This is a genomic window from Treponema sp., from assembly GCF_045641405.1.
Taxonomy (GTDB): domain Bacteria; phylum Spirochaetota; class Spirochaetia; order Treponematales; family Treponemataceae; genus Treponema_D.
Window position 1 is genome coordinate 1 of the sequence record NZ_JAZUGX010000028.1, and the last position, 16,279, is coordinate 16,279.

Below are 16,279 nucleotides of genomic sequence, written 5' to 3' on the forward strand. Positions count from 1 at the left end.
TCGTCCATCAGCCTCAGGTTCCTGATTATCTCAAGGATCCTCTGCCGTCGTTTTTCTTTCACTATTAACCTCGGTCATATGAATTTCGAGAAGCGCCTTTCTCGATGTTTACATATATATATAACCGCAGAAAAATAAAAAATGACGGTTTCATATGGAAAAAACAAAAAACTCAGCCCAAAAGTATATTTCTGGACAATCAAGAATCGTGTAACAATCCGCATGACGAAAGTTGCAGAAGCTCCTTGCTCCCAAAGTGCCACCAGCCCCCCCAAGATTTTCCGTAGGAAAATCCAATCCGTGTAACACCCCGTGAGCGCCGTAGGCGCGAAAAGATTCGCTGGCAGAAACAGAGGGGACAGACCCCTGTAAAGCATTTTTATAAAATCAACAGTTTTGTCCAATTTGAACAAAATTACAAAAACTGATAAAATGTCATAATAAATCAAAAAGGCAGGCAAGCATGACATACGTTGCACTTTGTGCCGTGGGCGCAGAAAAAATTCTTGGAAATGAAATCAAGCACTTGGGTTATTCTCTAATGGACAGACAGGCACCAGGACGCGTTACATTCAGCGGTGACCTTGATGCCATGTACCGTGCGAACTACTGCCTTCGCACAAGTGACCGTGTATATCTTCAGCTTGCCGAATATAAGGCATACAACTTTGATGAGCTCTTTGAGGGCTGCTACAGGATCAACTGGCAGGACTATCTAAAGAAGACAGCCCGTGTTGTTGTAGACAAGGTGCGCGTTCATGGAAGCAAGCTCAACAGCGAGCACAGCATACAGTCAATGATCTTGAAGTCGATCTACACAAAACTTGGTGATGTGTGGCACATGGCATCAATGCCAGAGACAGGCGAGAGCATTGATGTCCGTGTTTACCTTGACAGGAACATGGCTACGATTCTCCTTGATACAAGCGGTGAAGCACTTCACAAGCGTGGGTACAGAACTGACGGTGGAATTGCACCATTGCGTGAAACTACAGCAGCGGTTCTTCTACAGGAAATGATGTGGAGGAGAAAGACTCCTTTGCATGATCCATTCTGTGGCAGTGGAACCATTGCCATCGAAGCCGCCCTATACGCCCACAATATCGCACCAGGGCTTGGCCGCCGTTTTGCCTACGAAAATCTTGTCATCTATGATCAGCAGAGAGCCCTTGAAATCAAGAAGGAAGAAGCATCAAAAATCCGCACTGATGTTGAATGCCGTATCACTGGAAGCGACATTGATCCTGCGGCTGTTGAACGGTCAAGATTGAATGCAGAGCATGCCTGTGTCATGGCGGGTCGTGCACTTCAGCTTATTGGAAGCGACATGAGGATAGAACGTCCAGACTTCATTCAGAGCGACTACAAGGATATCCGCGCTCCTTATGAAACTGGTCTCCTTCTTTGCAACCCACCATACGGTGAGCGTCTTTTGGATCAGGCGGATGCAGAGGATCTTTACGGTGAAATGAAATCCCTCTTCGTGGACTTTGAAAACTGGCAGATGGGCGTAATCACAAGCCAGAAAAATTTCCAGGAATGCATCTGCAAGAAGGCAGCGGCACTCAAGAACTTGAAGGCTGGAAACCTGGATACAACATTGTATATTTATCGTTAAGGGTGGAGCATAAAGAATGGCAATAGTAGTAGAACATGAAAAACGCAAGAAGGAAATCCTTGAGAAATCCCTTGAGCTTTTTATTGCTGAAGGTTATGAGGATGTTACCTATCAGAAAATTGCAGACCGCTGTGGCATTACACGCACTACCCTCTACATCTATTTTAAGAATAAGCGTGAGATTTTTTCATTCAGCATAAAGCAGCTTACAGGTGATCTTGAACGTCAGCTTCTTGAAATCATCAAGGAACCAGGACTTCATTCCGTTGATTGCCTTAAAAAAATTTTCTTCAAGATTTTTGATGTAGCAGAAGCAAACTGCAAGTTCTTTAAGGTCCTCCAGATGTACCTTATGCAGCTTGAGAAAGGCGGAGTGGATATCAATGAAAGGATAAAAAAACGCGTGATAAGGATCACTCATCTTATGAGTACCATCATCATCCGCGGCCAGAAAAAAGGTGAGATCAAGAATGTTTCGGTAAAGGACATGAACGATCTTTTCTATAGCCTCATCGAATCAGGAATGTTCCGCCTAGGAATCCTGAACCAGTCGAATCTAGACCAGATGAGAAGCATCATCAATTTTACTGTTGAACAGTTCAGGGGATAGGAAATGTTTACAGGACCAATCATTCCTTCAGTTTTGATTTGCATTCTTCCTCTGCTTGCGGTCTTTGCCTGCATGCTTATCCTCGTCAAGGAATTCAAATTCCTGAGCGGCGTTTTTTCGATCCTTCTTGGGCTATTTGCAGTGGTACCGATAGCTGCCATCCAGTTTACGATTGACTATTATCATCTGGTTTCTGCCAATTCCCTTTCCCAGGTGCTTTTAAAAAGTCTTTTGATAAACGGCGTGGTTGAAGAGACCATAAAGATGCTGCTGCTTTTTACTCTTTCAAAAAAGCATAATCTTTCATCTTTCTTTGCCTGCGCACTTTTAAGCGGACTTGCATTGGGATGCTTTGAGTCGTTGGTATATCTTGTTTCAGGAATACAGAATATTGGATTGAGGATGCTCACGGCAGTTGTCATCCATACGACCTGTGCGGGTCTTTCCGGTCTTTTTGTCTACAGCATAAAGAATGAAAGTACAAAGGTTCTTTCGTTTGTTCTTGCAGTTCTTCTTCATGGGATCTACAACTATTTTGCGGGATTCAAGATGGACAGCTTCTTTTTCTGGTTTTCTCTTGTGGTTGTTCTTGTTGCCCTCGTTGAATGCCGCATCCGCTACCGTGCCTTGGTGCCAGAAGGGCTCATTCTCTTTCAGTAAAGACTAGCGGTTGCCGCAGTCCCTGCAGGTTCCCCATAGGTTTGTCTGGCTCTTAAAGAGCTGGAAGCCTTTTGGGAGCATGTCTTCATCAAGATCAATTTTTTCATAGATGTCAAAAATCTTTCCGCATCGTGAGCATTTAAAATGCATGTGGTTGCTTGTGTCTGCGTCAAAACGGAGTTCCCCATCCTCGATGGTAATGGTGTTGACAAGTTCCACTTCGGCAAACTGCTTGAGTGTATTGTAGACCGTTGTCTTTGACAGTGTTGGAATCGAGGGAGCCAAAGCCGTATAGATGTTGTCTGCCGTCGGATGGACAGGGTTTTTCAAAAGATAATCATATACTGCGATTCTCTGTAAAGACGGCCTTATTTTTTTTGATTCCAATCGATCTGCGATTTCCTGTTTGGTCAGCTGGGTGATCATTTTTTTCTTCCTGTTTATAAAAATGAAGGGGAACCAGAAACATACTGATTCCCCGCAAAGAATGGGAGGGAATGGATTTAGAAATATCTTTTGAGCAGACCTTTGAAACCTGCGCCGTGGCGGGCTTCGTCTTTTGCCATTTCATGAACTGTATCGTGGATGGCATCGTATCCAAGTTCCTTTGCGCGCTTTGCAAGTGCAAGCTTTCCTTCACAGGCACCTGCTTCTGCATCGGCCCTCATCTGAAGGTTCTTCTTTGTATCCTTTGTCAAAACTTCACCAAGAAGCTCTGCGAATTTTGCTGCGTGCTCTGCTTCTTCAAATGCATAGCGTTTGTATGCTTCTGCGACTTCAGGATATCCGTCGCGTTCTGCCTGGCGGCTCATTGCAAGGTACATGCCGACCTCCGAGCATTCTCCGTTGAAGTTGTCGCGGAGGCTCTGTACGACTTCGGCATCAAGTCCCTGTGCAATACCTACTTCGTGTTCACAGGCAAATCCTTCCTCTTCCTTTACTTCCAGCCAGGGATTTTTTGCCTTGCACTGTGGGCAGACTTCTGGAGCATTGTCTCCTGTGTGGACATAGCCACAAACCTTGCATCTCCATTTCTTCATAAGTTGTTCCTCCGAATAATATATAAAAATGTAATGATTACAATATTGAATATATTATAGTTTATGTGTCCTGTCAATTAATAAAAAAAGGTTGTCCAATAAGTAAGTACACGGTTGCCGAGCCTGCAGAAGGACTCAGTGATCCTGGTACAAATACTTATTGGGCAACCCCATTTATGGATTGCTTGATGTCCTAGATTTTCTTCAAGTCGTAGGCACGGACTCCAAGACCGATTTTTTCCGCGTGTTCAAGGCAGCTTTCCCATTCAGTGTCAGGATGGTTCATCTTGAATACGTCGTGAGCTTCGTCGTGGTGGCAGTGCATTTCCTTTTCGTTGTCGTGAAGTACGCTTCCTTCGATGGCAGGCATCTTGTTGCATAGGTCGGCACATGCTTGGTCCAGTGCAACTGGGTCAAAGCTTGCAAGCATTCCCACATCAGGGATGATAGGAATGTCGTTTTCGCTGTGGCAGTCGCAGTTTGGAGAAACGTCGCAGATCAGGCAGATGTGGAAGCAAGGTCTGTCCTTGCAGACGGCAAGGGAATATTCCGCCATCTTGTAGTTGAGCATTGCGATGGAGTTGCTGAAGTTTGCGCTGATTACATCCTTTGGACAGACAGCAAGGCATCTTCCGCAGCCAACGCATTTTTCCTGGTCGATCTCCGCCTTTTTGTCCGTGATGATTGGAGCTCCATGGGCACAGATTCTTGAGCAGGCTCCACATCCGATGCATCCGCTCTGGTCAACGTGAGGTTTTCCGTCGCAGTGCTGTTCCATTTTGCCTGCACGGGATCCGCAGCCCATTCCGATGTTCTTGATGGCGCCTCCAAATCCAGCCATTTCATGTCCCTTGAAATGGGAAAGAGAAATGAAAATGTCAGCGTCCATTACTGCATGACCGATCTTTGCTTCCTTTACATACTCGCATTTTGTTCCTTCGAGATTGACGATGGTTTCATCCGTTCCTTTGAGACCGTCACCGATGATTACATGGCATCCCGTCTGCAATGGCGAAAAGCCGTTGAGATATGCAGTCTCAAGATGGTCGAGTGCATTTTTTCTTGAACCTACATAGAGTGTGTTGCAGTCCGTAAGGTATGGTTTTCCGCCAAGTTCCTTTACATAGTCGGCGACAACTTTTGCGTAGTTAGGGCGAAGAAAAGAAAGGTTTCCAAGTTCTCCAAAGTGAACCTTGATAGCCGTATACTTTTCGTTGAAATCGATGTTTTCAAAACCTGCGGTCTTTATGAGACGATGAAGTTTCTTTAAGAGATTTTCACTTCCTGTAGCCTTGAAGCTTGTGAAATATACTGGTGATTTATCTGTCATTTTCTAGTTACCTCTAATCCAATTCTGAACCAAATTCAATTTTGGGACAAGTCGATGGATGTGGGACAAACAATAATTTTTTGATATTATTTTTTTGTGGTAAAAAGATTTTTTTCGCTTGTGATGGTAATGTTCTCTTTATGTTCCGTACTTGATGCAGTTCCAGTGGAAAAAATAGTTCCAGAAGAATTCCTTGAGGAATTGATTGCCGAGAAAGTTGTTTCAGTAATTCACGATGAGGATGATGAAAAGCTTTCCCTTGTTCCTGAATCTGCTTTCAAGGATGAACTGCTTTCAAGTCGAATAGAAAAAAAGGACAGTCCTTATACTGCGGAATTCCTATACCTTGTTTCAAAGCAGGAATTGATTGAATCTGGAAAAAAGAATTTCAGCGAAATAACCATGGCAGACATCTCGGAAATTTTTACTGCCCTTTCAAGGATGAGCGGAATGCGCTACAGGTTTTCAGAGACCAACACAGAAGGAACCGTTCTCTATAAAAAAGTGTGCACCATCGATGCCATTGAAAAAGGAAATGAAATTCCTGACATGATTTCAAGGAACTGTGATGGAATGAAAATTTTCTGCCATCAGCATGACCGTCTCCTAGGCAACCTTAAGTTTCTTCTGGGCTATGAGATGAAGGAGGATGAACTTTATCTTTCCATCACGAATGAAAACAATCTTGGACTTTTCGGATTCAACGCATGCAAAAAAGAAAATCTCCGCATCAACATACTTGTTACTGATTGCGGAGACGACATCCTTTTCTACATATCGGCGGATGCAAACTATGAGAATGTGCTCAAGATGTTCAGCATCAGGAAAATCATAAAGAAAATGATGAATGAACGTCTTGATGCAATCTACCGCTGGTTCTTCATCCAGTTCTAGAAATTGTAGTAATCCTTTTTATCTCCGTTCATCCTCATCTTTACCTTGTTTGCCTGGACGTTGTCAACGCTGCAGCCTATGCCTGCGCTGTAGTGATGTATGAGGTGTCTCAGATCCTTTGGCACATTAAAGTAGCAAAGCTTCTTGAGCCAGTGGAAAGAAAGTCTATCGTCTTTCTTTACGCGCCTGTAGTAGTTCCAGAGGGTATTGTAGGCTTCCCTGGTCTGTTCCCTTTCAAGCTCACGGAGCCTGTCGTCAAAGAAACCGATCTTGAAGCATTCGCTGTTCGTTTCCATCACTTCCCTGATTGATTCTACAAAGCCATCTTCCCAGTCACCCTCAAAGTCGTCTATCTCTCCTTCAAAGACGACCGTGCCGAATAATCTGAACTTGTATTCGTTGTCAAATTCTTCGTTGACCTCGATGGAGACTGAAGGAAAATCAATGTCGCTGTCAGCATTGATGGATTCGCGAATACCCTTGAGCTTTTTGAGCAAGGCTCTTCTCGGCTGGTTGTTGATGAACTGCAGGAACCTTTCACCTGTTTCAAGGACGGCGGGTGCTTTTGTAAGATTGAAATTCCTGGAATCCATGCTACACCTCAAATCCTATCACCTTTTTGTCTCCCTGCTTTTCCCTCTGGATCTCGCACAGCTCGTCGATGATAAGTTCGCTGGAAATATCGTCCGATTTCTTGAATCTTATCTTGCCAGACAGGGCGGCAAAGTCACCTGGCGTAACGGTGGTATAATCCGCAAGACGGCTTACAAGCTTCTCGTTGAAGTCATAGTTCCTGAAGAACTTTTTGAGAAGGGTCTTTATTCCATTGAAATCCAACGGCTTGAATTCGGTGATGATGTGGAACCTTCTCTGCATTGCAGGATCCATGATCTTGCGAAGGTTGGTGGTGCAGATAAGGATTCCGCTGAATTCTTCCATCTGGGTAAGGAATTCGTTTACCATGGTGCGTTCCCAGCTTGTGTGCGCATTGTCACGGTTTGCAAAGAATGAATCGGCCTCGTCAAAGAGAAGGACATCACCGCTGGCCTCCGCCTGTTCAAAGGCACGCCTGATGTTTTCTTCGTTTTCGCCGACGTATTTCCCAAGGATGTCGCTGGTCCTCTTAAGGATGATTTTCTTGTTGAGCTTCTGGGCGATGAATCGGGCAAGCTCCGTTTTTCCTGTACCGCTCAATCCGTAGAAGAGCATTCTGATGCCTGTTTCTTCGGAACCGTTCTTCTCTGCGAATTCCTGGGCGTTCTTTACCATGTCCACAATTTCTTCCGCTGGGGTCGATGTGTTGAGTATGCCGAGGTCGTAGGAGTCCTTGACCTTTTCCCTCATCGTGCTCTTTCCGTAAAGGAGCGTGGAATTTGCCTCGAGGACCTTCTGGACATCGCTTACAACGCGGTCTTCGGTGTTCTGGTCAAGATGCATTCCCTGGACGGTCTTGACCATGTTGTCTACGGATGCACCAGTGACATGATATTTACCGCAGAGATCGACAAGGTTTTCGTGGAGCTCCCTGCTCATGGTGATCTTTCCGAGCTTGGTGTCGACAATGTTCCTGAGCATGGTGCGGCTCATTTCCTTGAAGCGGATGGAGTATGTAAAGCGTCTCAAGGTGGATTCATCGAGGATGTTGGTGTAGTTGAGGATCCAGATGACCTTGTTGTTGCTGTTTTCCAGCATGGTGTTGACCGTCCCCTTCTTTGCGTTGCTCTGGTTTCCGCCAAATAGGCTAAAGAAAGAAATCATTCCAGTTGATAGCATGCTTTCAGCTTCATCTACGATGATGACCGAATCCTTCTTCTCAAGGGAAAGGAGGCAGTTGAGTCGGCTGAGGGCATGGTTGCTGTTGTTGTCGTCGCTGTCGTTTACCTCAAGCTCGTTCTTGAAGAGCAAAGGCTTAAGCCCCGATTTCTTGACGAGGCTTCTTGCGTATTCTGTCTTTCCTGCTCCAGGTGCACCGTAGAGAAGGATGTTGGAGGAGTTGGAGCCCTGTAGAAGGCGGATGGCAAGCTCGCTTTCCTCTTCGCTTACAGAGAAGGAATCCAGTGGGTAGATTTCCTTTTTTGTGTCGTTCTTAAGGACATCGCAGAAGAAAACATTGAGGTCGCCTGCATAGATGCAATCGGCCGCATCCTGCGCAATGCTGCCCTCGCTGTCCATGATTCCGTAGGAAATCAGCTTTTTGTCGTTTCTTAGGATTCCCCTGCACGACCTGACTGGAATATCAAGACACCTTGCATATAGGGAAGGTGAAGTTTCATCATTTTGATTCACAAGGGTGTTGAAAATCGGATAGATTTCCCTTGTTGCATGGGAGATGTAGGAAAGGTTGAGTATCTGCCCTTCTTCTTCGGAAAGGTTGAAGGAATCGATGAAGAACTTGACGGTGTCGCACTTTCTGGAAGAATCAAGGATTTCCTGGGGAATCTTGAATGTCTTAGGAATGGTGAAGTTCTTTTTTTCCTCATTGGGCTTGCAGAAGAAGGTTGATGCGATGATGTCCGTAAATGGTTCGGACTTTGAGGCAAAGACTGCACGGACAAGATTGATGTCCTTCAGGGTGTCCGTAGACCATCCTCCGCAAGTGTCGTAGATCGTCGAGTCTTCCCTGTAGTTGTCGTCAATAGGTCCGCGAAGATCGAAGGGATGCATGAAAGTATCTGAGTCGATGCTTTCTGTAAGGAACTTGTTCCTTTTATGGCGTGCTATGAAGGCATTGATTACCTTTCTTGAGTGATCCTCCAGATTAAGGGCCGAGACAAGTGAATTGTAAAGAATCTGGCATTCTTCATAGTTACGGAAATAGTCTATTCCACAGCAGATTCTGTAGAACCAAAGGGAAATAACTTTCTTTTCTAATTCATTGAAATCCTTGACTGAATATATAAAATTTTTCATCATACTTCCGTTACCTCTGTTTCTTCTAGTTCTTGTTCTAATCATGGTAACAATATAGGACTTAATTTCAGTTCGTCAAATTTTTTAGCAGGAGAATTCAAATGAATGTTTTCAACAAAGACCACTTTATAAAAAGATGTCTCATGAGCGCCATCGGTGTTCTTATCTGTGGAATCGCTGTAGGCTTCTTCAAGCATGCCTTCTTTGGAGTGGATCCCTTCCAGTCCCTCATGGCTGGACTTGATGCCCTCATTCCAATCAAATTCGGAACCCTCTATGTGATAGTGAATGTAATCCTTCTTCTGTTCAGCCTGATTTTTGACCGCCACTACATTGGTCTTGCAACTTTCATCAATCTTTTCCTTTTGGGATATGTGGCACAGTTCTCCCTTGAAACACTGCAGCATTTCTTCCCTGCCCCAGCCCTCTATCTCCGTGCAATTTTCCTTTTGATCGGTATCGGCGTAATCTGCTTTGCCTCATCTTTCTATATAACGGCGGATCTTGGTGTTTCAACATACGATGCTGTTGCCCTCATCATTTCGAACACATGGCACATCTGGCAGTTCAAGTTCATCAGAATCATTACCGATGTAATCTGTGTTGTTGCAGGCGTTGGTCTTTTCCTTCTTGCAACAAAGAAAATCGACGGCATTCAGGCGGTTGTCGGTATCGGTACCATCATCACCGCCTTCTTCATGGGACCTCTCGTTGATTTCTTCCAGGTAAAGGTTGCCCGTCCATTCCTCGAAGGCAAGAAACCAGCCCAGCAGAACCAGTAAAACACCTTCCGAATGCATTCCTTAGGGGGAATTCCCAGGATTCCCCCAAATCTCAAATATATCTGTAAATTTGTTCTTAAATGTGTTAAGATTGAATAAACTATGGAAGAGAATGAGAAAACAGTTTCTACAGGCAAAAGAGTAAAGACTTGGCTTACGGCGGTCTTTGCCATCGGCTTCATCGCCATGACAGTATTCTTTGTCTATGAGTATTCTCAGGGACGATTTAAATCTGAAGAAAACCTTCAGGAATACATTGCCTCCTACGGAATATACGGACCTCTCATCCTCACTTTCTTCCAGTGCATCAAGGTAGTTTACACGGTCATCCCAGGGGCTTTGGGATGCATTGTTGGGGCGACCTTGTTTGGAACGGTGAAGGGATTCATCTGCAGCTACATCGGTATCTGCACAGGCTCCTTGCTTGCTTTCACCTTGTCCCGCAAATTCGGGGTTTCATTTGTAAGTTCTCTCATGGGGGAGAAGCATTACAACAAATGTATAAAGTGGCTTAACAGGAACAGGAAGAACTACTCGGTATTCCTCTGGGTGGCGATAACATTTCCTTTTTCGCCAGATGACTTTTTGTGTTACTTTTCAGGCCTTACTCACCTGTCCTACAAGAAGTTTCTGATTATACTTTTGACCTCAAAACCATGGACCATTCTTGCATACAGCATCATTTTTGGTTACCTTGGCAAAAGCGTGTAGTATATTTAGGGGATAAATATGTTAGGTGTTTACAATTACACAGTTTGGATGACTTATGTGGCTATGATCGTTTCCTTTGTCGGCATCAGCTACGTTCTTGACGGAAACTTTAAGGCAGCCCTTCTTTGCCTCATGGTGTCGGGTGTCCTGGATATGTTCGATGGCAAGGTTGCTTCCACAAAAAAGGACCGTACCGACTTTCAGAAGGGATTTGGAATCCAGATAGATTCCATGAGCGACCTTATCTGCTACGGTGTCCTTCCTGCAATGATCGTCTATGAACTTGGACGCGAAGGTTCAAGACTTAAGTTTGGCCCTCTTCCACCGGTACATAACATTGTGACTGCAATCTGTGCCTGTTATCTTCTCTGCGCCCTTATCCGCCTTGCTTTCTTCAATGTTGACGAGGCAGAACGCCAGAAGACTACTACAGAAGAACGCCATGTCTACAAGGGACTTCCAGTTACTTCGATCGCCCTCATCATTCCTGCAATCTACGACATCTGCAGCGTCGTAAGAAGACCTTTCAGTGAATATGTGGGTGCTGGTATCCTTATTGTATGTGGAATCGCCTTCATAAGTCCATTCAAGCTTGTGAAACCGAACATGCTGGGCAAGATAGTCCTTATCTGCGTCGGCATTGCAGAAATTGTAGCCCTTGTTGTCTGCTGCTAGCCATCGAACTCAATCAATATGAAGAAAGAACCAAACGATAAATCCGTTCTTTTCCTTTACGGAACAAAGCCAGGCAGAGTGCTTCTTGAATTCATCCTTGCGATCAAGACACCTGCCCTTCTTGGACTTTTTCTACGCTCTCCACTTTCGGTTCCTGCAATCAAGCCTTTCATCAGGAAGAACGGAATCAACATGGATGAATGGAAAGGAAAAAAATTCAAGTCTTTTAACGACTTCTTTACACGAAAAAAAGAATCGGTTGCCTTTGATCCTGAGCCTTCACATTTCATCAGCCCTTGCGACAGCCTTTTGACGGCATACGACATCAATGAAGACAGCACATTCCACATCAAGGGTGCGGACTATGGGCTTACTGATTTTTTCCAGAACGAAGAAACGGGGAAGAAATTCATAGGCGGCAAATGCCTTGTGTTCAGGCTTTGTGCCACCGACTATCACCGCTATATTTACTGCGACAATGCAACCGTAGAAAGCAATCACTACATAGAAGGAAAGTTGTACTGCGTTCAGCCTATTGCCCTTGAGAAATACAAGGTTTTTACATTGAACAGGCGCAGCTGGAACATACTCCATACTGAAAACTTCGGTGATGTTGCTTCCGTTGAAATCGGTGCCTTCAGCGTTGGCGGAATTATCAACCACCATGAGAACTGTGCGGTAAAGAAAGGTGAAGAAAAAGGATACTTTGACTTGCATGGATCTACGATTGCCCTTATGTTTGAGAAAGGAAAGATAAAGCTTCTTCCTGAAATTGAAGAAGGCCTTAAGGACGGGGAATACCGTGTAAAAATAGGTCAATGGATTGCCGAAAGCCTTGTCTCTTAGTAATCAGACATCAGGACACTTTCGGCGCACGATTGCGGGGGCAATCGTGATAGCGTAGGAAAGGTGGTTTGCGAAAGCCTTGTCTCTTAGTAATCGGGCACCAGGACACTTTCGGCACACGATTGCGGGAAAGCATCATTAGGATCGGTAATTCTATGCCAGAGAATAAATATTCAGACCAGACGGACTCAGATGTTGAGGTGGAATTTGACGTTCCTCCCCAGTACAAGGTTGTCCTGTTCAACGACGACTATACTACCATGGAATTTGTGGTTGAAATTCTGATGGTTGATTTCAACAAGACATTTGAAGAAGCCAGCGCCGTCATGCTTGAAGTCCACAAGTCGGGCAAAGGCATTGCAGGCATCTATCCTTACGACATTGCAGCTACAAAAGTACGTTCAGCACAGAGCAAGGCAAGGGCTGCTGGATTTCCTTTACAGATTACGGTGGAAGAAGACTGATGGAACTATCTGACGAACTTAGAAAACTTCTGGACCAGGCGGAGGAAATCGTCCTTGACCGTGGCCTTGAATATGCAACGCCTGAGCTTGTCCTTTTCTGCATGCTGGACAGCTCGGTGATTTATCATTTTTCAATCAATCCAAATGTAAATTTGCCATCTCTCGAGAGGGACATACTTGAATACCTTGATGAATACAATCCGACGGACAGGATAAAGTATGGAGACGGAGATGCAGCGCCACATAGCGTTCTCTTTGACGAGGTCTATGACAAGGCTGAGGCTATTGCTTTAAAGGAAAAAGCCCAGGTGGTTTCTCTTTACCATTATCTTTTTGCAATGGTTCAGGACACAAGGCTGCATGCTTCGTTCCTTATGAAAAAGCATGGCATCAACATGGAATTCCTTGTTGCGGCAAGGCAGTTTGAGCATGACCATCCAGAACTCTTTGATCCGACAAAAATGAACTTTGAGCAGATCGCAGAGGAGGCCGCAGCTTCCATTGAAATGGAAACGGATGATACCCTTTCAAGATTTGCGACGAATCTTACTGAACAGGCAAGGGAAGGCAAGCTGGACAGGCTTGTAGGGCGTCATGATGAAATTGAACGCACCATTGAAATACTTTGCCGCCGTACTAAAAACAATCCCCTCCATGTGGGAGATGCAGGCGTTGGAAAAACTTCAATAACAGAAGGACTTGCCCAACGCATCGCAGAGGGGAATGTCCCAGACTATCTTATGGATGCCGAGATTTACTCCGTTGAGATGAGTTCCCTTGTCGCTGGAACCAAATTCCGAGGAGACTTTGAAAAGAGAATAAAGAAGCTTGTCGAAGAACTGCAGAAGAAACCTAAGGCCTTTCTATTCATCGACGAGATCCATACGCTTATCGGTGCAGGGGCTGGAAGCAATTCAAGCGGAAACCTTGATGCGGCAAACATACTCAAGCCAGCGCTGTCAAAGGGAAATCTACGCTGCATCGGATCAACAACCTTTGAGGAATATACAAAGACCTTTGAGAAGGACAGGGCGCTTGCAAGAAGATTTCAGAAAATAGATATCCTTGAGCCTACCCGTGAGGAGTGCATCAAGATACTCAAGGGCATTCTGCCTAAGTATGAGGAATTCCATAATGTCAAATATTCTCCTGAATGTCTTGCACAGGCCGTGGATCTTTCCGTCCGATTCTTCAGTGAAAGAAGACTTCCAGACAAGGCCATAGATGTCATAGATGAAAGCGGTGTCTATTCCCGTCTTCATGGCAAAAGCCGTGTAACGGTAAATGAAATCCGTCATGTGGTATCAAGGGCGGCAAAGGTTCCTTTGGAAAACCTTAGCGGCAAGGAAAAGGAAAACCTGCGGGGCTTTGACCAGAAGATCAAGGCAGAGATTTTTGGACAGGATGTAGCGGTCGATTCGGTTTGCTCTGCAGTAAAGAAGGCAAGGGCAGGATTCCGTAATATTGAAAAGCCAGAAGCAAGCTTTCTTTTCGTTGGGCCTACTGGTGTCGGTAAGACCGAGCTTGCAAAGGTTCTTGCAGAAAAACTTGGAATCAAGCTTCTTCGTTTTGACATGAGCGAATATCAGGAAGCATATTCCATCAGCCGTCTTATAGGTTCAGCACCAGGTTATGTGGGATATGAAAATGGAGGTGTCTTGACCGAGGCAGTAAGAAAGGAAAGCCATGCGGTGGTTCTCTTTGATGAAATAGAAAAAGCCCATCAGGATATCTACAACACCCTTCTTCAGGTCCTTGATTATGGAATGCTTACCGACAGTCAGGGAAGAAAGGCGGACTTCAGGAACTGTCTCATTATCTTTACAAGCAACTGCGGGGCCCGTGACATGGGAAGGAATTCCGTGGGCTTTGGTGGAACCGTAGATAGACTAACTAACGACCGTTTTGTCCTGAAGGATGCTGTTGAGAAGACCTTTACGCCTGAATTCCGCAACAGGCTGGACAGAATAGTATATTTCGAGCGCCTTGGAAAAGAAATGGCGGTAAGGATAGCCTGCAAGGCTGTCGATGCCATTGGAAGGCGCCTTGAATCAAAGAAGGTAGTTCTTGAAATAGTCCCTGAAGCCCTTGATTTCATCGCTGAACAAGGCATGAGCGAGGAATTCGGCGCAAGAAACATCCAGCGCTATGCCGAAGATAAAATTTCATCCCCATTGATTGACGAACTATTGTTCGGTAGTCTGATTAACGGTGGTAAGGTAAAGGTTGTCCTTCAGGACGGAGATATCAAATGCCAGGTAATCTCATAGACCCGTCGCTGATATATAGATTCCCAGAACCAGGAACCATTTATAGGGATTTTGGGGATTCCATATGTGCGGTGACTGAGGACATTGATCTTCAGCTTCTCTATTCAGCATACATGCAGGGAGTGTTTCCCTGGTTCAGCGAGGATGATGGGGAACCAGTAGTGTGGCATTCCACTGATCCACGGTTTGTCCTTATGCCTCAGGAATTCCATGTTCCAAAGAGCGCTGTAAAATTCCTTAAGCATACTCCGTATACTTATACAATGGACAAGGCGTTTCCTCAGGTAATGATGGAATGTGCAAGGCAAAGCCGCGAAGGACAAAATGGAACCTGGATCGGCACGATGATGCTTGAGGCATATACAAAATTCCACGAGGAAGGCTATGCCCACAGCTTTGAAGCATGGAAGGATGGTGAGCTGGTGGGAGGCTTCTACGGTATTCTGATTGGCAGCGTTTTCTGTGGAGAAAGCATGTTCACAAAGGCGACCGACAGTTCAAAAAGCGCCTTCATAATTTTCATGAGAGCCTTCATTGAGTGCGGTGGAATGATTGTGGACAGTCAAAGCTATACGGACAACATTGCACGCTATGGAGCAAAGAACATAAGCCGAAGCGCATTTTTAAAAATTGAGGAAAAGGCACTTTACACTCCACTAAAAAAAGATCTTGCGGTAGAATTTGAAATACAGTCGGACAAAGTGACAGGAGGCCGCGCATGATCAGTATTTACAGGACATTCATTGTACTTGCATATATTTTTTTCTCTGGGTGCATCCTCGGTTGGTTCATAGAATTCTTTTTCCGTCGTTTCAAGAAGGCGAACAAGGAACATGTCTGGTATAATCCTGGGTTTCTTACAGGTCCCTGGCTTCCTATCTATGGCTTTGGAGCCATGGTCCTCTTTGTGTTGAGTTCGTTCGAGCAGTATGTGGTCAAAGTCTGTGCTTCAGGTGCCGTTTATTATTTGATCATGTTTCTCGTGATGGCTCTGTTCATGACCCTGGTTGAATACATTGCAGGAAAGATCTTTATCAACGGAATGCACATCAAGCTTTGGGATTATTCAAAGGAATGGGGCAACATACAGGGAATCGTATGTCCTAAGTTCACGCTGTACTGGGGTGTGCTGAGTGCCATCTATTATTTCCTGCTGTTTCCAAAATTCCAGATGATGGTCCTGTGGTTTATTGACCATCCATGGTTTTCGTTTACTGTTGGTACTGTCTTTGGTTTGTTCCTGGTGGATTTTGCCTTTGCCGTAAGGCTTGGTGCTTTGCTCAGGAAGCAGGCGTGTTCCCTTGACAGGAAAGCGGCTCTGGATTTCCAGAAGCTGCAGGGAAAGCTCAGGATGAACAGCCAGTCGATTCACTCAAAGGGATTCCTTGAGAACAAGTTTGACCAGTTTGAGGATTTCATCCAGAGAAGCCCTGCCGCAAAAGATACACCATCCCACGATTGATGTGGGA

17 protein-coding genes are annotated in these 16,279 nt (G+C 45.0%); 12 read left to right on the top strand and 5 right to left on the bottom strand.

Annotated elements, in window-relative coordinates; translation table 11 throughout:
• Nucleotides 1–463: 463 nt before the first annotated feature.
• The 3 genes from ACKI39_RS04170 to ACKI39_RS04180 are packed head-to-tail and all read left to right on the top strand — an operon-like array spanning nt 464 to nt 2,888.
• Entirely contained in the window at nt 464–1,618 is a 1,155-nt protein-coding gene (locus tag ACKI39_RS04170; protein ID WP_407397954.1) for a THUMP domain-containing class I SAM-dependent RNA methyltransferase, read from the top strand.
• Between the two features lie 16 nt (nt 1,619–1,634).
• Nucleotides 1,635–2,228, top strand: a complete 594-nt coding sequence (locus ACKI39_RS04175) for a TetR/AcrR family transcriptional regulator (protein ID WP_407397956.1) — start codon at nt 1,635–1,637, stop codon at nt 2,226–2,228.
• Between the two features lie 3 nt (nt 2,229–2,231).
• Nucleotides 2,232–2,888 carry a PrsW family glutamic-type intramembrane protease gene (locus ACKI39_RS04180; RefSeq protein ID WP_407397958.1) on the top strand — a complete coding sequence of 219 codons (657 nt, stop codon included), beginning with the start codon at nt 2,232–2,234 and terminating at the stop codon, nt 2,886–2,888.
• 3 nt (nt 2,889–2,891) lie between these two features.
• On the opposite strand, the gene ACKI39_RS04185 is transcribed toward ACKI39_RS04180, so the two are convergent.
• From ACKI39_RS04185 to ACKI39_RS04195, 3 genes are all read right to left on the bottom strand, one after another.
• Entirely contained in the window at nt 2,892–3,314 is a 423-nt protein-coding gene (locus ACKI39_RS04185; RefSeq protein ID WP_407397960.1) for a Fur family transcriptional regulator, read from the bottom strand.
• A gap of 77 nt (nt 3,315–3,391) precedes the next feature.
• Nucleotides 3,392–3,928 carry a ferritin family protein gene (locus ACKI39_RS04190; RefSeq protein WP_407397962.1) on the bottom strand — a complete coding sequence of 179 codons (537 nt, stop codon included), beginning with the start codon at nt 3,926–3,928 and terminating at the stop codon, nt 3,392–3,394.
• 193 nt (nt 3,929–4,121) lie between these two features.
• Nucleotides 4,122–5,258: a DUF362 domain-containing protein gene (locus ACKI39_RS04195; RefSeq protein WP_407397964.1), complete on the bottom strand. Its 1,137-nt coding sequence runs from the start codon at nt 5,256–5,258 to the stop codon at nt 4,122–4,124.
• A gap of 96 nt (nt 5,259–5,354) precedes the next feature.
• On the opposite strand from ACKI39_RS04195, the gene ACKI39_RS04200 reads away from it, so the two are divergent.
• Nucleotides 5,355–6,152 carry a DUF6675 family protein gene (locus ACKI39_RS04200; RefSeq protein ID WP_407397966.1) on the top strand — a complete coding sequence of 266 codons (798 nt, stop codon included), beginning with the start codon at nt 5,355–5,357 and terminating at the stop codon, nt 6,150–6,152.
• On the opposite strand, the gene ACKI39_RS04205 is transcribed toward ACKI39_RS04200, so the two are convergent.
• Complete coding sequence (locus ACKI39_RS04205) at nt 6,149–6,745, bottom strand: hypothetical protein (protein WP_407397968.1); 597 nt, start codon at nt 6,743–6,745, stop codon at nt 6,149–6,151. The genes ACKI39_RS04200 and ACKI39_RS04205 overlap by 4 nt on opposite strands.
• A gap of 1 nt (nt 6,746) precedes the next feature.
• A complete protein-coding gene (locus tag ACKI39_RS04210; RefSeq protein ID WP_407397970.1) occupies nt 6,747–9,107 on the bottom strand; it encodes an AAA family ATPase in 2,361 nt (786 codons plus the stop codon).
• A gap of 56 nt (nt 9,108–9,163) precedes the next feature.
• On the opposite strand from ACKI39_RS04210, the gene ACKI39_RS04215 reads away from it, so the two are divergent.
• From ACKI39_RS04215 to ACKI39_RS04250, 8 genes are all read left to right on the top strand, one after another.
• Nucleotides 9,164–9,844 (top strand): YczE/YyaS/YitT family protein, encoded by a 681-nt coding sequence (locus ACKI39_RS04215; RefSeq protein WP_407397972.1) that lies wholly within the window; start codon nt 9,164–9,166, stop codon nt 9,842–9,844.
• 102 nt (nt 9,845–9,946) lie between these two features.
• Entirely contained in the window at nt 9,947–10,555 is a 609-nt protein-coding gene (locus ACKI39_RS04220) for a TVP38/TMEM64 family protein (protein ID WP_407397974.1), read from the top strand.
• An 18-nt stretch (nt 10,556–10,573) separates the two neighbouring features.
• Nucleotides 10,574–11,230 (top strand): CDP-alcohol phosphatidyltransferase family protein, encoded by a 657-nt coding sequence (locus ACKI39_RS04225; RefSeq protein WP_407397976.1) that lies wholly within the window; start codon nt 10,574–10,576, stop codon nt 11,228–11,230.
• Nucleotides 11,231–11,248: 18 nt separating this feature from the next.
• On the top strand, nt 11,249–12,076 hold the full coding sequence (locus ACKI39_RS04230) for a phosphatidylserine decarboxylase (RefSeq protein ID WP_407397978.1): 828 nt from the start codon (nt 11,249–11,251) through the stop codon (nt 12,074–12,076).
• A gap of 155 nt (nt 12,077–12,231) precedes the next feature.
• The gene (locus ACKI39_RS04235; protein WP_407397980.1) at nt 12,232–12,540 is read left to right on the top strand and encodes an ATP-dependent Clp protease adaptor ClpS; all 309 of its coding nucleotides are present in this window, start codon (nt 12,232–12,234) and stop codon (nt 12,538–12,540) included.
• Nucleotides 12,540–14,810, top strand: a complete 2,271-nt coding sequence (locus ACKI39_RS04240; protein ID WP_407397982.1) for an AAA family ATPase — start codon at nt 12,540–12,542, stop codon at nt 14,808–14,810. The genes ACKI39_RS04235 and ACKI39_RS04240 overlap by 1 nt, the downstream gene beginning before the upstream one ends.
• On the top strand, nt 14,792–15,532 hold the full coding sequence (aat, locus tag ACKI39_RS04245) for a leucyl/phenylalanyl-tRNA--protein transferase (protein WP_407397984.1): 741 nt from the start codon (nt 14,792–14,794) through the stop codon (nt 15,530–15,532). The genes ACKI39_RS04240 and aat overlap by 19 nt, the downstream gene beginning before the upstream one ends.
• On the top strand, nt 15,529–16,272 hold the full coding sequence (locus ACKI39_RS04250; RefSeq protein ID WP_407397986.1) for a putative ABC transporter permease: 744 nt from the start codon (nt 15,529–15,531) through the stop codon (nt 16,270–16,272). Before aat ends, ACKI39_RS04250 begins: the two co-directional genes overlap by 4 nt.
• Nucleotides 16,273–16,279 lie beyond the last annotated feature (7 nt).

Excerpts from the sequence above, each read along its gene's own strand:
- ACKI39_RS04175 (WP_407397956.1), top strand. The coding sequence starts at position 1,635 with ATGGCAATAGTAGTAGAACATGAAAAACGCAAGAAGGAAATCCTTGAG.
- ACKI39_RS04190 (WP_407397962.1), bottom strand. The coding sequence starts at position 3,928 with ATGAAGAAATGGAGATGCAAGGTTTGTGGCTATGTCCACACAGGAGAC.
- ACKI39_RS04205 (WP_407397968.1), bottom strand. The coding sequence starts at position 6,745 with ATGGATTCCAGGAATTTCAATCTTACAAAAGCACCCGCCGTCCTTGAA.
- ACKI39_RS04210 (WP_407397970.1), bottom strand. The coding sequence starts at position 9,107 with ATGATTAGAACAAGAACTAGAAGAAACAGAGGTAACGGAAGTATGATG.
- ACKI39_RS04230 (WP_407397978.1), top strand. The coding sequence starts at position 11,249 with ATGAAGAAAGAACCAAACGATAAATCCGTTCTTTTCCTTTACGGAACA.
- aat (WP_407397984.1), top strand. The coding sequence starts at position 14,792 with ATGCCAGGTAATCTCATAGACCCGTCGCTGATATATAGATTCCCAGAA.
- ACKI39_RS04215 (WP_407397972.1), top strand. The coding sequence starts at position 9,164 with ATGAATGTTTTCAACAAAGACCACTTTATAAAAAGATGTCTCATGAGC.
- ACKI39_RS04225 (WP_407397976.1), top strand. The coding sequence starts at position 10,574 with ATGTTAGGTGTTTACAATTACACAGTTTGGATGACTTATGTGGCTATG.
- ACKI39_RS04250 (WP_407397986.1), top strand. The coding sequence starts at position 15,529 with ATGATCAGTATTTACAGGACATTCATTGTACTTGCATATATTTTTTTC.
- ACKI39_RS04235 (WP_407397980.1), top strand. The coding sequence starts at position 12,232 with ATGCCAGAGAATAAATATTCAGACCAGACGGACTCAGATGTTGAGGTG.
- ACKI39_RS04220 (WP_407397974.1), top strand. The coding sequence starts at position 9,947 with ATGGAAGAGAATGAGAAAACAGTTTCTACAGGCAAAAGAGTAAAGACT.
- ACKI39_RS04195 (WP_407397964.1), bottom strand. The coding sequence starts at position 5,258 with ATGACAGATAAATCACCAGTATATTTCACAAGCTTCAAGGCTACAGGA.
- ACKI39_RS04170 (WP_407397954.1), top strand. The coding sequence starts at position 464 with ATGACATACGTTGCACTTTGTGCCGTGGGCGCAGAAAAAATTCTTGGA.
- ACKI39_RS04180 (WP_407397958.1), top strand. The coding sequence starts at position 2,232 with ATGTTTACAGGACCAATCATTCCTTCAGTTTTGATTTGCATTCTTCCT.
- ACKI39_RS04240 (WP_407397982.1), top strand. The coding sequence starts at position 12,540 with ATGGAACTATCTGACGAACTTAGAAAACTTCTGGACCAGGCGGAGGAA.
- ACKI39_RS04185 (WP_407397960.1), bottom strand. The coding sequence starts at position 3,314 with ATGATCACCCAGCTGACCAAACAGGAAATCGCAGATCGATTGGAATCA.